Here is a 14,643-nt window from a genome sequence, read left to right as displayed (position 1 = left end):
GGCGACGGTGACGTCGGGGACGACGGCCGTGGGGACGCTGGGGCGGATCTCGCCGTCGTGGGGTTCCGCCGCCGGGGTGCGGGCGGCTCCGCCTGGCGGCAGGGGCCCGTTCGGCGAGGCGCTGGTGGTGGGCGGCGGAGCCATCGTCGCCGCCGGCTCCACCGGCTGGTCGTTGCGGGCGGGACGCTCCGGATCGTGCCGCACCCACCACAGGGGGGCTGAGGTCGGCCGGTGGCCGGGGTGCTCGTCGTCGACCCCGGCGCCGGCCTCCTCCTCGGGCCCGCCGGTCGCCGGTGCCGCCTCGGTCGTACCAGGGGCGCCGGTGGGAACCGGTTCGAGCGGGGCGTGGCCGGTGCTGACCTGCTCCAGCGGGGAACTCTCCGGTCCGGTGTCCACAGCCGGTTCCACCTCCGACGGGTGCGCACCGCCGTCGGCCAGTGCACCTTCCGGCGGCCAGGCCGCCCCGGGGGTGTCCGGTTCGGGCTCGACCCTCCCAGCCGGGGTGGGGTGGTCGCCGGGGGCCCCGGCGTCGAGGGGGGTGGCGACGGCGTGCTCGGTGGGGCCCCGCCGAGGGCCGCGCTCCCACCCGGTGGGTTCCTCGGCGCGCAGTGACTCGCCGCCGTCGGTGACCGACCCGGCGTCGGGCCGCCCGTCCACCGGCTCCTCGGCCTCGGGCGGCACCGCCCCCCGGCCCGGGGGCGTGGTGCTCGCCGAGCCGTCCGCCTCGTCGCCCTCCGAGGGGGCGTCGTGGGTGTGCGGCGCCGGCTCCTCGGCGGCTACCGGTCCTGCCGGCGGCGGGGAGCTGCTGTCCGGGTGCGCCGGGCGAGCGGGGGTGGTCGGTCCCGGTGTCCCGGTCCCGCCGGGCGTGTCCTCCTGGTCGAGCGCCAGATCCGCCCACTCGGTGTCCGAGTCGCCCGGGTCGTCCGCGACGGATCCGCTGTCCTCGGGCCCGGCCACCCCCGGTTCGAGGTGGGGGGCAGCGGGCACGCCCACCACGGGCAGCACCACGGTCTGTTCGTTGGCACCCGGGCAGTCCGTCTCCGCTGGAACCTCCACCTCGGGGTCGACGAGGAGATCCGACACCGCCAGCCGTTCCACCACGCGCGGCCGGCCCAGTGGGGGGTGGCAGCGCAGGCTCAGCTGGTCGTGGGCGTCGAGTTCGGGGTGGTCGGGCAGGGCTGCCGGTCGCCAGCTGCCATCCCGACCCCGGATCAGGGAGACGCTGGGCAGCACCACGTCGTGGTCGAGCAGCGCGGCGAGGCGACTCGCCCAGTCGGACAGCGGCCGGACGCCGTTCACGGGAACGACGGTCAGGTACCGCCGCAGCCCCGGAGGCAGCCGGTCCACCAGCAGTGCCGTCTCCTCCGGGGTGGGCAGACCGTCAGCCAGGTCCAGCACCACCCGGGGTCCGGTGTCGGACAGGCGGACCTGCCGGCCGGTGTGCTCGGGGATCGGCTGCTCGGAGCGGGACCGGACGTACAGGCCGGCGGGGATCGGCTCCGCCTGGAGCTCGTCGGTCGTGGTCGGCCCCGGGGGGACGAGCGCCTCCCAGTAGGGGCGGCGCCACCGCACCGCGAACCGGAACGTGGGTTGCCGGCCGCGGAAGAACCGCCACCCCGACTCGCCGGTGGAACCTCCCGCGTAGAGGTGGCCGCCGGCGACCCACTCCACGCCCTCCTCGGGTGCGACGACGTCCACCCGGAACGCCGAGCTGAGTTCGGCCGCCCACCGGCCGTTCGGACCCTCGACGTTCCCCAGTCCGGGCACGGCGAGCCACAGCTGGTGGCCGGGACCTCGAGTCTCCGGAAGACCGAACCGGCAGGCCTCCCAGAGCAGCGGCCACAGGTTCCCCGTCCGGAGGACCGACGGGGCCACGACCACGATGGTGTTGTCGGCGACGGCGGGCAGCTCCCGGAGGAACCGCTGCTCCTCCTCGTCCCGGTCGCCTGCCATCCGGATCAGCACGTTCGGTCCCCGTGCCTGGAGGAGGAAGTCACCGTCGGGTTCGGGCCGTGTGCCGGCCCGCTCGTCGTGCGGCGGCTGCATCAGGGCGCGTCTCGATTCTCGGTCTTTCCGCTCACCGGTGCTGGGTCCGTCTCCCAGGTCAGTGGGTCGCCACTCCTCGCGGGCCAGTCTCGGTGATCAGCGTCGCGCCACCGGGGGCGGTACCCTCGCCTGTGAGCGATCCAGGGGTTTCCCTCACGACACGGGACGTCGATGTTTCGCGTCCATGAGGCGTCATGGTTCCACACTGACCATGCGAGGCGAGTCGGCGGATCTTATCACCCGACGGAGTGAGCTGGGTCTCGCGACCTCGCTCCCGCGACGGAGGGGACCCCGCTCCTCACTAGCGTGAACGGGTGTCCTCGTCCGCTCCCCCGGCCCCCTCCGTCCCGCCTCACCACACCGCTGCCCCTCGCCCCCTCTCCCCGTTCGGCTGGCCCGCCGCCGCACACGGGGGCGGGACCCGCCCCCGGCGCGACTCCCCCCATTCCGGGGCGCCACGGGGCGCGGCCGTCGCGAGGACATCGCCGTGGAGCACGAACGCTCCTGGCCGCCGGGGCACCTCCGCAGGAAGGTCCGCGCCGAGCGATGCGTCGGCGGCGGATCGGCCGCACCACCCCCGGCTCCCCCGACCGCGCGAGCTCCGGGCGGCGGTCGTCCCGAGCACCGAACCCGGAGCCGGCCCCACCAGCGGACCGGAACGACCAGGTCGGTGGTGCTGATGTCCCGTTGGGACCGCCTGCAGAGCGTCCTGGTCGCCGCGGCCGCCGGCGGCGGCCTCGCCGTGGGCGTGGCCTGGCCCGTGGGGTCGGCGTTGGAACACCTGGTGTTGCCGGCACTGCTGCTGATGCTCGTCTGCGTCTTCGCGCAGCTCGACGCGGCCCAGGTCGGGACGGTCCGGCGGGCGGGGGCGGTGATCACGGCCAGCCTGGCCCTCAACTTCGCCTGGACACCGCTGCTGGCGTGGGCGCTGGGATCGGGACTGCTCGGGGACGCGCCGGACCTGCGGATCGGCCTGCTGCTGCTGCTCGTCACCCCCTGCACGGACTGGTACCTGGTCTTCACCTCGCTGGCTCGCGGGCACATGGGCGTGGCCGCCGCCCTGCTGCCGGTGAACCTCGTGCTCCAGCTGGCGCTGCTGCCCTGGTACGTGGTGCTGTTGGGCGGGCCGGCCGCGATGGTGGACACCGGGACCCTGGTCGAGGCCGTCCTCGTCGTCCTGGTCATCCCCCTCGCGCTGGGCCTGGGGCTCCGGTGGGCCGCCGGCCGGTGGCGCGGACCGGCGTGGCGTGACCGCGCCGTGGGTGGCCGGGCCGGGGCGTTGGTGCTACCGCTGCTCTGCACGGCCGTGTTCGCCATGTTCGCCTGGCAGGCGCGCACCGTCGTCGAACACGGGTCCGCGCTGCTCGCCCTGCTGGTTCCCCTGCTGGTCTTCTTCGTGGCCACCCCCCTGCTGGCCGTGGGAACCGGACGTGCGTTGCGACTCCCGGCCGACCAGCGGGTGACGCTGACGATGACGACCACGGCCCGCAACTCGCCGATCGCGCTGGCGGTGGCGGTGGCCGCGTTCCCGGACCGCCCGTTGATCGCCGTGGCGCTGGTGTTGGGCCCGCTGCTGGAACTGCCGGTGCTCGCCCTGCTCAGCCAGCTCGTCCGGGTGCGGGAACCTGCCGGGTCGACGGGATGAGCGGGTGCGGGTCCCCACCCGGCCTCTCCGCTGCTCAGCTGCTGGGGAGCCGTCGCACAACCCCCGGCTCGGCCGGATGGGACGAGGTTCGAGGACCGGCGGGAGCGACAACCCCAGGTCAGCCGGCTGGGTGGGGACCCCGTGGAGCACGCCCTGGGGACTGCGGCACGCCCCGGGCGGGCGGGCTGCTCTTCGTGGGGTGGAACGCGCCGGTGGACGACGCGCACGTGCTCGCGCCACGGTGATCTCGCCAGGCCCCGGTGAACTCGTCCGGACAACGGCCACGGTCCTTCGCGCGGTCTGGTGGTGTGCGGTCACACCCTGGCACTCGTCCTCCCCGTCAGGCTGCTCCGAGACCGGATGCGGTCGAGCCCGCCCCCTCCTCACCTCCTGGCCCGACGCGTTCCGCAGCCGGCCCACCGGTGCTCCTGACCTGCGGGGTACCGCCGGCGGCGGCGTTGGTCGAGGGCTGGGCCGGCCACACCGGAGGGGCCTAGCGCTCCGTCCGAGCAGTACCGCTCGGGACGCCGGGCTCGTGCGACGCCGGGCGGCGGGGTGGCGAACACGGACGAGCACGCGCCCGGCCTGGTGCTCCACCCGACGACGAGCCCGGTCGCCCGAGCGGCGGGCGGGCACCCGGTGCAGCTCCGCGCCACCCTGGCCCGGTTGGCGGTGCTCCCCGTTGGCACCGGCTGCGCCAAGGCCGACACCGCACCCCGGGAGAACATGCCAACGCCCACCGGCACGCTCGTCGAACGGGTCGAGGTACGTCCCAATAGGGAGATCGTGCCGCACCTGAACCGCTACCCGGTGAGCGTGGACGAGCAGGGTTCGACGCCACCAGCGGTCTCCGCTCCGCCCCTGGGCGCCGGCGGACGGACCGCACGACACGAGGCCGTACCGCCGCCGGGCGGCGGCAGCGGGACAGCCTCCAGCTCGGCGGCGGTCCGCCCCTGGTCCCGGCCCACGGGAACACGTCGCACCGCTGCCGGCGAACCGCCGACCGGCCCGAAGATCTCCCCCTCCGGGTGGGCCCGCCTTGAGGGGACGCGACCGACGGGGTTCGTCCTGGTTGCGCCGTTCGTCGTAGCGTGCCGGACATCCTCCCGGACAGCTCACGAGGCACGCCGTCCACTGCCGACTGTGCGCGCCACCGAGCTCGGCAGGAGCTTCGCCCCGCCGGTGAGCAGCACGAAACCCTCCCTCCCGGGCCGCGTCGGCCCCATCCCGCCGCTGGGTCCGGTACCCGCCTCCCCTCGCCGGTGACTCCGGTCACGGCCGTCGATGGGGTACCAGTAGTCCGCCCGCAGCCGACAGGTGCGGGCTGGTGAGCGGCCGACGCCGGAACGGCCTGACGAGCGGTACGGGCTTCGCGCGAGTCACACGCCGCAGGTCAACTCCGTCCGCCTGTCGGAGCGGCCGCGAGAAGGACAGGAGTGCGCAATGCCCCTCGGAACAGGACGGTCAGCCCGCCGTCGCCGCCTCCCCTCGCTGCTCGCGCTCGCCGGCGCGGTCACCCTGCCCGTGGGCCTGCTGCCTGCCCTCGGTGGCGCCGCGACGGCCGAGACGGGCGCGACCTCGGCGCCCGCCCAGGTGCTGTTCGACGACTTCGACTACACGAGCCACACCGACCCGCGCCTGCGGGAACGCGGCTGGAGCGTGCGGAACTACCCGGGTGGTCCCGGTATCGGCGGTGACACCTGGTCGGCGGCGAACATCAGCTTCCGGTCCGAGGGAGCGGGGACGCTGTTGCGGCTGGAGGCGACGACCGACGGCACCGTGGCCGGCACCTCCCAGGCGCAGATCAACACCCAACGCCGTTTCCACCACGGCACCTACGCCGCCCGGGTGCGGTTCACCGACGCACCGGTGAGCGGGCCCGACGGTGACCAGGTCCTCCAGACCTTCTACACCATCACTCCCCTGCGCTGGGACTACGACCCGGAGTACGGGGAGCTGGACTTCGAGTACCTGCCCAACGGCGGCTGGGGACAGCGTTCCTCGGCGCTGTTCCTGACCAGCTGGGAAACCTACCGACCCGATCCGTGGGACGCGCGCAACGAGTCGGCCGTCCGCCCGGGGTCGCTGGCGGGTTGGCACGACCTGGTGGTGCAGGCCGACGGCGGGACGCGGACGGTGCGCTACTACCTGGACGGTCAGCTCGTCGCCGAGCACGGCGGCCCGAACTACCCGTCATCGCCCATGTCCCTCGACTTCAACCAGTGGTTCATCCCGGAGGGCTTCATCGGGAGTTCGGCGAGCCGGACCTACGAGCAGGAGGTCGACTGGGTGTACCACGCGAAGGACGAGATCCTCAGCCCCGCCGAGGTGACCGCGCAGGTGGCGGCCCAACGCGCGGCAGGTGTCTCCCACTTGGACACCGTCGCGGAGTGAGCCCGGTAGGCCACGCCACGCCGGAGCACCCACGGACGCGCCGCTCTCCGAGTGCTCCGGCCTGGCTGGGTCCACCGTGATGGTTTCACGACGAGCGGACTGCCATCTCGCGGCGTTCGCGACCAGTTTCCTCACTCGGCCCCGCAAGCACCCGACCGCCTGAGCTCAGGCGAACGGAGTCCTTCACAAACCCGGTACAGCGGCCCAGACCTCTCCGCTTCGGCAGGTTCGGTCCACCCACCGCGCGTAGCCGGGTCACGGCGATCATCCACTCAGCACACCGAGTGGTCTGCTGATCACGAGCTTGCCTCGTGTTGTCCCCTCAGCGTCTCGAAAACGCTTAGTGAGGAAGGACGACGATGGTGAAGCGCGTACGCCGAACCCGCCAGCGCATTGGCAGGATGGTGGAGGCGGCGGGAGTGGTGTGCACGGTCGCGGCCGAGGGCCTCGACCTGATGGGCACCTCTCCCGGCCTGGTCAGCGCGACCAGGCGGTTCGGCCTGGGGCTTCGCCTCCTCGGAGGCTGGCTCCAGCGGTAGTCGGGGACGACGTCAGGTGTTCCTCGGAGGTGCTGCAACACCCCCGCCTCCCGGCGTCGCCCTCCTCAGCGGGCTACGTGTCCACTGTCAAGACACGCGTCCACATAGCCAACATCGGCAGTGTGCAACTCACCCGCACGGCGCGTAAGTTCACCACCTTTCTGAACGGAGCATCGACCCTCCCGAACAACAGATGGAACACCGCACCGTCACCCGTTACACAGAAACGCGTTGACACGGACGAAAGCCGCAACTTCACCCGTTTGAAACGGTTCACTTTTCTCGGATGCGCGCTCGACCAACACGCGACCCTGAACCGCTCCCAGTGGGTGCACCGAACCTCCTGACACCCGCGCTCTCCCGGCCCCGACGACACGTCAGCGGTGCCCGCACCTGCTGGGCGTCGGCCCCACCGCTCCTCCGCTCGCTCAGCTCGCCGGCTGGCTTGCCGGGCGGGTGTCCGGGGTGCGGACCCGGCCGAAGAACGCCAGCAGCAGCGCACTGGTCAGGGCCACCACGGCGGCGACCGTGAAGGTGCCGATCCAGCCGAGGAGCGAATCCACCGGTCCCACTGATCACCCTGCGGTGATCGACGGAGTGGCGAACGTCCGCCTGGTGCCCGCCGCCCCGCCGTACCGCGAACCGGGCGCCGCCCGCTTCCCCCACGTCGAGCCGGTACGCCGTGAACCCCGACCAGGCGATGGCTGCCCACCCCATCACCTTGGTCGGGTCCACGTGTCGACCCACCCGCCGTCGATGAAGCCGAACGGCGAGCAGGTGAAGGCGGAAGCAGCCAGGATCCAGCCGAACGCGGCGTTGGAGAAGCCGAACCCGGTGGTGATCAGCGGCGCGGCCACGCCGATGACGACGCGGTCCGCGTGGCCGAGCACCCGGATCACGAGGTTCGAGGCGAGGAACGCGCGATCGGGTTCGTGATCGGCGATCCGGTGCGGCCGGTCATGGGCGGTTGTCCTTCTGCGGTGGCGCGGGGCGCGGGGTTCGTGTGCCACGGGCCGGGCGGCGTGGACCAAGGCTGCTGGTCAGAAGTAGCAGCGGGCCACCGAGACGACGGTGTCGTCGTCAGCGGCGATGACCGCGGTGAGCCACCGGTCGTGGGCGGTGCACGGGTGGGAGATGCCCAGGCGCACCAGGTCGGAGGGCCCGAGGTCGGCGTCGGGTGGGACGGTGAGGAAGGCGTGCTGGTCGTTGAGCGCGGTGACCTGCCATCCCGGAGTGGGGCGGGGCGACCCGCCCCGGTGGTCCCGGGCCTCGATCGGGAGGGGGAGCCCTTCGTCGTAGTTCAGCTCCCGCCGGCCGGCGCCGAGGATGACCTGGTCGGGGGTGGGCCTGGTGAGCACGGGTGCCCACACCTCGATGGCGGGGGCAAGCCTGGCCACTTCGGCCGGGTCGGAACCGGAGCCGTCGAGCGGGGACAGCGCGTGGTAGAGGCCCTGGTCGTGGGTGAGGTAGGCGCCGGGCCGGGCGATCACCCGCACGGGCGGGTCGGCGGGCCAGCCGGTGGCGATCTCCTCGCCGACCAGGTCGAAGTAGAGGCTGCCGCCGGCCGAGACCACGTACTCGGGGAGCCGGGGGTCGCGGTGGGCGAGGACGATGTCCATGGCCGCCCGCAGCCAGCCCAGGTAGTCGCGCACGGCGCGCAGGCCTTCGCCGCCCCGCGAGTGGCTGACGGACCCCTCGTAGCCGGACACGCCGGCCAGGGCGAGCGCGGGGGTGGCGCGCACGGCGTCGACGGTGGCGGCCAGGGCGGCGGTGTCCCGGCATCCGCCGCGTCCGCCCTCGTGGCCGACCTCCACGAGCACCGGCAGGGGGGTGGTGGTGTCCTGGCTGGTGAGGGCGTCGGCCAGCACGGCGACACCGGCCGGCGAGTCCACGTAGCAGAAGAAGCGCCGTTCCGGTTCCTCCCCGAGCCAGTGGGCCGCCTCCACGGCAAAGGCCCGGTCGACGAGTTGGTTGGCCAGCAGGATCCGGTCGTGGCCGGCGGCCATGAACACCCGGGCCTGGAACGGGTTGGCGACGGTCACCCCCCATGCTCCGGCGCGGAGCGCGTAGTCAGCCACCTGCGGGGACGCCGAGGTCTTCAGATGGGGTGCGAGTGACATGCCCCGCTCGGCGGCGAAGAGCGCCATCAGCTCCGCGTTGTGGCGCAGGGCGGAGTCCCGCAGCACGAGCAGGGGGAAACCGAATTCGCCGTCGAAGACGCGGCGGCCCGAGGAGCCCAGTTCGGCGAGGGTGCCGTGCGCGGCTTCCGGAGGCAGTCCCTTGAACCGCCAGCCGATCGCGCCGTCGTCGATGAACCCGGGTTCCGGTCGTGCCGGGGTGCCGGGGCTGCGGGTGGTTCCGGTGTTGTCCGTCATCGTGTCTGCGCTCCCTGCGTGTCTGAGGACCGGGCTGCGGAACAGCTCCCCCCACCTTGGGGGCAGCGTGGAGTTCGTCCAAGGGAGCGAACTCCGCCGGCGTGTGCACCTGGGCGATCGCGCCCGGGCCGAACACGACGCGGGCCACGCCGTCGAGGGCGGCCGTGGAGCCGTCGGTGCCGTGCCCGGCGTCCTTGGCCTCCGGTTGCGCCCGGTGCTGGCCAGCATGGACGCGACGGCGCGGACGGAAGGGGCCTCGGGAGGTTTCCAGGCATCGTCGACGACGTGGGGTTCGTTTACATCGACGCCGGCCGGCCAGGGCGGAGGAGTTCGTCGCGGAGTTCTTCCCGCACCTGGTGCGGGTCCTCACCGGCGGCGGTGCGGCGGTTGACGGTCCGGGTGCACCCTCGGGAGGACATCGCGGCCAGAACCGCTGTCGACCATGGTGACGGCCCAGGAGGGCGGGCCGGCTTGGTGTTCGGGGCCAGGGCGTACTCGTGGGCGAGGTAGTGCACGATGCGGACGCGGAGGCCGTCACCCGCGGCACCACCGACCTCGACCGAGGAGCGCCCATGCCCCTACCACCCCAGCGCCCGCCGCGAGCCGTGTGTGTCGGCGAGTCGATGGTGGTGCTGGTGCCGCGCCAGACCGGCCCGTTGGAACGCGCCGAGGAGTTCCGGCGCTCCGCCGGCGGGGCCGAGTCGAACGTCGCCGGCGCGCTCGCCGGCCTCGGTGTCGACACCGCCTGGGTGTCCCGCCTGGGCGACGACGGCTTCGGGCGCTACCTCCGCGCGGACATCGCCCAACGTGGGGTGGACGTCTCCGCCGTCGAGGTCGACCCGCAGCGCGCCACCGGCCTCTACGTCAAGGAGACCGGCGACGGCACGGGGGACCTCCCCGCCGGGCGCAGCCGCATGCACTACTACCGGGCCGGGTCGGCGGCCTCCGCCATGTCGCCCGACCTGGTGGCCAGCGGGCCTGCCCGGGACCTGCTCGACCAGGCCGACCTGGTCCACCTCACCGGCATCACCGCCGGGATCTCCGACACCGCCACCGCCCTGCTGTGGCACCTGCTCTCCAGGCCCAGGCCGTCCACCACGGTCAGCTTCGACCTGAACTGGCGGCCCGGGCTCTGGCACGGCCGCGACCCCTCCGTGCTCGGACGGCTCTGCGCGCTCGCCGACGTCGTCCTCCTCGGCGCCGACGAGGCGACCGAGGTGCTGGGCAGCTCGTCACCTGCTCGCCTCCGCGAAATCCTGCCGAACCCGGGGATGCTGGTCATCAAGAACGACGCGCACGAGGCGGTCGCCGTGGACCGGGCGGGCACCGAGGTCGTCGTGCCCGCCCTCGACGTCGAGGTGGTGGAACCCGTAGGAGCGGGTGACGCCTTCGCCGCCGGGTACCTCGCCGGCACCCTCCGGAACCTGCCGGTGGCACACCGGCTCCGCCTCGGGCACCTGTGCGCCGCGCACGTGTTGGCGGTGCCCGGCGACCACGCCGTTCCCCCCACCCCAGCGACGATCGCCGCGCTCCTGGCCCGCACCGACGACGAGTGGGCGCGGACCAGGGTGAGCGGGCGGGGCGTCGAAACCCGCCGGTAGCGTCGTGACGGCGGAACCAGGACGCAGGCGGGGACGCCTCGGCCCGCGCCCGGACCAGGAGGTGGGAGCGTGGGCCAGGGCCTGACCAGGGCGCTGAGCATTCCGGTCGACCTCGGGGAACGGGAGCGTTGGACAACCGTGTCGCGGGTGCCGCGGGCGTGCCGGTGCGGGAGGTCAGCGGCCGGACGGTGGTCTCTGGGTCCGGGTCCGTCCCCCGTGGTGCGCAGCTCCAAGCAGGTCCTGGAGCTCCTCCCGTGCCTGCTGTCCGCCGCCGCGATCCCCGCGACGGCGGGTACGACGAGTCAACACCGCCGACATCCACCTCGGCCCGTGAAAGAGGGGTTAGCTCGATGGCTGACCAGACCAAGACCGCGATCCGCACTGACGCCGCCCCGGCCCCCGCGCACACCTTCTCGCAAGGGGTCCGCAAGGGACCGCTGCTCCAGGTGTCCGGTCAGGGCCCGGTCGACCCGGCCAGCAACGAGTACGTCTTCCAGGGCGACGTCCGCGCGCAGACGATCCGCACCCTGGAGAACGTGGAGGCCATCCTCGCTGCCGGCGGCGCCAGCTTCGAGGACGTCATCATGCTGCGCGTCTACCTCACCACGCGCGAGCATTTCGCGACCATGAACGAGGCGTACGGCGAGTTCGTGACCGCCCGGGTGCCCAGCGGCGTGCTGCCAGCGCGGACGACGGTGTTCACCGGCCTGCCCCGCGCGGAGATGTTGGTGGAGATCGACGCCCTCGCGGTCGTCAACGGCTGACTTCCCTCCCTCACCGGGTGCTGGCTGGTGCGCACGCCGTTCAGGCCACCCCTGTCAGCACCCGGACCGAGGTGTTCCCCTGGTCACGACGCTCCCCCGAGCGGCAACAGGCGGCACCAGGACCACGAGCCGGCAGCACCGTCCACACGGAACACCGTCACGAAAGGTGCTCCGCCGATGGCGTGAACTCCTCGCCGATCCTTCCCGCGCTGGGCTCCACAGTGACTAACCTCCGTGTCGTTGATCACAGTCCAGCTCTGCTCGAGGACGTCATGAGGTAGGCACTGCATGACCGGATCGCAGGACGCAGCAACTGGCTCATTCACAAGCATGACGCAGCCCCCGCCCAAACTGAGCGGGACGATCGCGGCGTTCACCTCCGCCGCGGCAGCCGGACGCGTCACGCTCAACGCGGAGAGCGCCGAAGCCATGGCCAGCAAACTGGAAGCCATCGCGGACCGAGCCGAGCGCCGGCTCACGCTCTTCGAGAACCTCAACCGGGTGGCCCTGGGTTCGAGTGAGGTCGCCAAGACCATGGAACGGCAGGACCGCGCGGCGGCCGCCGGCACCCCTACCTCCGCCAAGGAGAACCTCGTGCTGTACGTGCGGTCGCTTCGTGAGGTCGCCGCAGCGGTACGGACCTGCGCTCGGTCGACGGTGGCGACGGACGAGGCGAACGCGGCGACGCTGAACCAGAAAGGTGTCCAACCGGCATGAGAACATCGGGACGCCGCGGCCAGGTCCTGGTAGGTCTGCTGCTCGCGGTGCTCGTCGTGATCAGCGGCTGTGCTCGGGAGTCGGCCGGTCACGCCACCCCCACCACTCACGGCGACCAGTCGGAGACGTCCGAAGCGGTCGTCCCCGGGACGGGCGGGGCGTCCGCACTGAGCAGCAGCCCTGGCTCTTCCTCGGTGGGCGCCACCCTGGAGAGCTTGGATCCGTGCGAGCTCCTCGACGAGGAGACGCTCACCTCGGTCGGCATCGATCCGGCGACCGGAGAACGGAACTCGATCGGGATCAACCACGCCTGTACCTACGCGCAGCTCGAACCCGACCAGCCCATCGTCCTCATCCAGCTGAACACGTTCCTTGGCGCCGACGCCCAGAACTACGGGGACGCGAGTGTGGAGGAGATCGAGGTGGACGGCAGGCGCGCCCTCCAGGTCGAGGATGACATCTTCTGCGAGATCGTCCTCGACCTCGATCCCGGAGCCAGCGCCGTCGTGCGAGCGAGCACGATCGCCTCGGGCGAGGCCTGCCCCATCGTCGAAGCGGTCGCCCCGCTGCTGAACAAGGCCCTCCCCTAGTTCACGAAGTCCCGCGAGGACCAGTCCGAGCTCCGCGAGCTGGCCGGGCCCCTGCTCGGATCAGCGCCACAAGCGAGCTCGTCGACCGCCCCGTTCCGGTTGCTGCGAGCATGCGGCCGGGCAATCGGTCCGGATTCGCGCCGAGGCCCTCCTGGCAGGAGAACCAACGTACCTAGACCGATCGGCCTCTCAGGCCGCTCCGGAATCACTCCCGCCGAGACCAATCTTGGGTTGGACACTGCGCCAGAGGACCGGTGCAAGGGGCCGCGTCGTTCCCCACCGGTCGGTGCGGTCGTTGCGATCCTCACCGGCCCCGGAGGGCCGGTGCAACTTGGTCGGGGAAACGGCTGGTCAGCCCGTAGGTGCCGTTGCGATCCTCACCGGCCCCGGAGGGCCGGTGCAACCGCGGCCGTGGCGGGCGGGCTGACACTCACCGAGGTGTTGCGATCCTCACCGGCCCCGGAGGGCCGGTGCAACAGCCACACGGGCAGGCTCAGGATCTGGCGGGCGTAGTTGCGATCCTCACCGGCCCCGGAGGGCCGGTGCAACTGGAGGATCGACCGGTCCTCCGCCCCGGCGGACACGACGTTGCGATCCTCACCGGCCCCGGAGGGCCGGTGCAACCCCCGAGGGTGTGCGGCTCGACCCGGTGGTGGTGGACCCGTTGCGATCCTCACCGGCCCCGGAGGGCCGGTGCAACGTCAAAGGCGGGTAAGCGGCGGCTTCAGGAGGACCCGTTGCGATCCTCACCGGCCCCGGAGGGCCGGTGCAACCACGGACCTGTACCTCGACGGCACCCGTGTACGACTCGGTTGCGATCCTCACCGGCCCCGGAGGGCCGGTGCAACTGCAACTCTCCTTGTCTCTCGTCATCCACCGGCGCCACCCGTTGCGATCCTCACCGGCCCCGGAGGGCCGGTGCAACTATGTCCGGGGGCCTGCGTAGCTTGCCGGTGGCCGGGAGTTGCGATCCTCACCGGCCCCGGAGGGCCGGTGCAACCGGCCAGCCGCTGGGCGGCGGCGGCCTGGGCGGCGGCGTTGCGATCCTCACCGGCCCCGGAGGGCCGGTGCAACTGCGGCAGGGGCAGGTGACCCGGTGTGCGAGTTGCGGTTGCGATCCTCACCGGCCCCGGAGGGCCGGTGCAACGGCAGCGCGGCCGCCGGCGGCAGGATGCGGATCATCAGTTGCGATCCTCACCGGCCCCGGAGGGCCGGTGCAACTCCCAGCGCAGTTCCGCCTCGTGTTCCACGGGGGCGGTTGCGATCCTCACCGGCCCCGGAGGGCCGGTGCAACTGGTGCCCGGGGTCCCGCCGCCGTAGCCGTAGGCGTTGCGATCCTCACCGGCCCCGGAGGGCCGGTGCAACTCGGTTTTGCGCTGCAATTGCTAGTCTATTCGGGTGTTGCGATCCTCACCGGCCCCGGAGGGCCGGTGCAACTCTCGGATCCTCGCCCCCGCCAACTTCACCGCCTTGTTGCGATCCTCACCGGCCCCGGAGGGCCGGTGCAACGCTGCGCGAACAGCGCGTTTCCAGTTTAGCGGCGACGCCGCGCCAGCATGAGACGGACATACAGGACGACACTCCCGGGATCCACTGAGGAGAGCACAGGCGTGTCGCGTGACGCTTCCGATCCGCGCTCGAGCACAGGGCGGGAGCGACCGCTCCGAGACCTGTCTGGGCAACCCCCTCGGGGTTACCGCGTCCATCACCGACGCACGTGTTCGGGGCACGGGGTGCCCGTCCCGCTTCCAGCACCACCGGAGGGCATCCCGACTCCAGCCGGGCACGGCTGCGCGGACACGGCATACCGGAGGCCACCGGCTGATGCTACCGCCGCCCCCCGGGGTGGAGCGCCCGAGCGTCCCGTGGATGACGGCGCTGGCGCTCCGGCCGGCCGCACGTCGGACGTGGAGGCCGCGAAGACCGCACAGCGGACGCCGCGAAGACCTCGGCCCGGCCCACCTCGATGGGT

At 72.7% G+C, this 14,643-nt stretch carries 10 protein-coding genes, 1 pseudogene and 1 CRISPR repeat array; of the genes and pseudogenes, 7 read left to right on the top strand and 4 right to left on the bottom strand.

Annotated elements, in window-relative coordinates; translation table 11 throughout:
• Positions 1 to 2,046: pseudogene (locus tag ACTIDRAF_RS0222735) on the bottom strand (hypothetical protein); the annotation flags it as partial.
• A gap of 679 nt (positions 2,047 to 2,725) precedes the next feature.
• On the opposite strand from ACTIDRAF_RS0222735, the gene ACTIDRAF_RS0222730 reads away from it, so the two are divergent.
• From ACTIDRAF_RS0222730 to ACTIDRAF_RS0222720, 3 genes are all read left to right on the top strand, one after another.
• Positions 2,726 to 3,691 (top strand): arsenic resistance protein, encoded by a 966-nt coding sequence (locus ACTIDRAF_RS0222730; RefSeq protein ID WP_026066401.1) that lies wholly within the window; start codon positions 2,726 to 2,728, stop codon positions 3,689 to 3,691.
• 1,443 nt (positions 3,692 to 5,134) lie between these two features.
• Complete coding sequence (locus ACTIDRAF_RS0222725; RefSeq protein ID WP_016701007.1) at positions 5,135 to 6,085, top strand: glycoside hydrolase family 16 protein; 951 nt, start codon at positions 5,135 to 5,137, stop codon at positions 6,083 to 6,085.
• A 359-nt stretch (positions 6,086 to 6,444) separates the two neighbouring features.
• On the top strand, positions 6,445 to 6,624 hold the full coding sequence (locus tag ACTIDRAF_RS0222720) for a hypothetical protein (RefSeq protein WP_016701006.1): 180 nt from the start codon (positions 6,445 to 6,447) through the stop codon (positions 6,622 to 6,624).
• A gap of 428 nt (positions 6,625 to 7,052) precedes the next feature.
• Here the strand turns inward: ACTIDRAF_RS0222720 and ACTIDRAF_RS35420 are convergent, their stop codons facing one another.
• From ACTIDRAF_RS35420 to ACTIDRAF_RS0222705, 3 genes are all read right to left on the bottom strand, one after another.
• Positions 7,053 to 7,187: a hypothetical protein gene (locus ACTIDRAF_RS35420; protein ID WP_280956891.1), complete on the bottom strand. Its 135-nt coding sequence runs from the start codon at positions 7,185 to 7,187 to the stop codon at positions 7,053 to 7,055.
• A 153-nt stretch (positions 7,188 to 7,340) separates the two neighbouring features.
• Positions 7,341 to 7,523 (bottom strand): hypothetical protein, encoded by a 183-nt coding sequence (locus ACTIDRAF_RS34060; protein WP_016701004.1) that lies wholly within the window; start codon positions 7,521 to 7,523, stop codon positions 7,341 to 7,343.
• A 141-nt stretch (positions 7,524 to 7,664) separates the two neighbouring features.
• Entirely contained in the window at positions 7,665 to 8,999 is a 1,335-nt protein-coding gene (locus ACTIDRAF_RS0222705; RefSeq protein WP_016701003.1) for an alanine racemase, read from the bottom strand.
• 572 nt (positions 9,000 to 9,571) lie between these two features.
• On the opposite strand from ACTIDRAF_RS0222705, the gene ACTIDRAF_RS0222695 reads away from it, so the two are divergent.
• The 4 genes from ACTIDRAF_RS0222695 (at position 9,572) to ACTIDRAF_RS30620 (ending at position 12,671) form a co-directional block, all read left to right on the top strand.
• Positions 9,572 to 10,600: a sugar kinase gene (locus ACTIDRAF_RS0222695; protein WP_039788954.1), complete on the top strand. Its 1,029-nt coding sequence runs from the start codon at positions 9,572 to 9,574 to the stop codon at positions 10,598 to 10,600.
• A 350-nt stretch (positions 10,601 to 10,950) separates the two neighbouring features.
• The gene (locus ACTIDRAF_RS0222690; RefSeq protein ID WP_016701000.1) at positions 10,951 to 11,364 is read left to right on the top strand and encodes a RidA family protein; all 414 of its coding nucleotides are present in this window, start codon (positions 10,951 to 10,953) and stop codon (positions 11,362 to 11,364) included.
• 330 nt (positions 11,365 to 11,694) lie between these two features.
• Entirely contained in the window at positions 11,695 to 12,081 is a 387-nt protein-coding gene (locus ACTIDRAF_RS0222685; protein ID WP_016700999.1) for a hypothetical protein, read from the top strand.
• Entirely contained in the window at positions 12,078 to 12,671 is a 594-nt protein-coding gene (locus ACTIDRAF_RS30620; RefSeq protein WP_016700998.1) for a DUF3558 family protein, read from the top strand. The genes ACTIDRAF_RS0222685 and ACTIDRAF_RS30620 overlap by 4 nt, the downstream gene beginning before the upstream one ends.
• A 294-nt stretch (positions 12,672 to 12,965) precedes the next feature.
• Positions 12,966 to 14,180: a CRISPR direct-repeat array (repeat unit 37 nt; unit sequence GTTGCGATCCTCACCGGCCCCGGAGGGCCGGTGCAAC).
• Positions 14,181 to 14,643: the final 463 nt, after the last annotated feature.

The organism is Actinoalloteichus spitiensis RMV-1378 (assembly GCF_000239155.1).
Lineage (GTDB): Bacteria > Actinomycetota > Actinomycetes > Mycobacteriales > Pseudonocardiaceae > Actinoalloteichus_B > Actinoalloteichus_B spitiensis.
The sequence above is the reverse complement of the archived record's forward strand: the minus strand, read 5'-3'. Positions and strand labels throughout refer to the sequence as shown.